This is a genomic window from Vibrio sp. 2134-1 (assembly GCF_033339495.1).
Window position 1 is genome coordinate 1 of the sequence record NZ_JAWOUS010000683.1, and the last position, 593, is coordinate 593.

General features: G+C 48.4%; 1 protein-coding gene. It reads right to left on the reverse strand.

The window, feature by feature from the left end; all coding sequences use genetic code 11:
* Positions 1-29 precede the first annotated feature (29 nt).
* Positions 30-593, reverse strand: a 564-nt coding sequence (locus tag R7R78_RS27945; RefSeq protein ID WP_225474830.1) for an ABC transporter permease subunit, incomplete at its 5' end; no start/stop codon positions are given.

Sequence of the window (593 nt, forward strand, 5' to 3'; positions counted from 1 at the left end):
CAGTCACTCGCTCTTTTTCCTGATCTAAACTACAACGCACGGTATTTATCTCTCAATCTTTGACGTACCAACTCTGCCAGCGCGTTCACAGCAAAGGTGAAGACAAACAAAATCAACGCAGCGAGGAACAACAAACGATAATGCGAACTGCCAACCTCTGACTCTGGCAACTCCACCGCAATGGTTGCCGATAAGCTGCGAAGTCCTTCTAAAATGTTCCAGTCCATCAACGGCGTGTTGCCAGTCGCCATCAAGACAATCATCGTCTCACCAACCGCACGTCCAAGCCCCATCATAATGGCGGAGAAAATACCTGGGCTGGCCGTAAGTAGCACGACGTAAATCAAGGTTTGCCAAGGAGTGGCCCCAAGCGCTAACGATCCATCAGACAAGTGCTTCGGTACAGAGAAAATGGCATCTTCCGCAATGGTAAAAATGGTAGGAATCACGGCAAAGCCCATCGCAAGGCCAACCACCAAGGAATTACGCTGATCAAAACCAATCCCGTGATTGGTCAAAAACAAGCGCATGTCGCCACCAAAGAAGGTTTGTTCAATACTTGGAGAAATCCAAACTCCGATACCAATCAACAG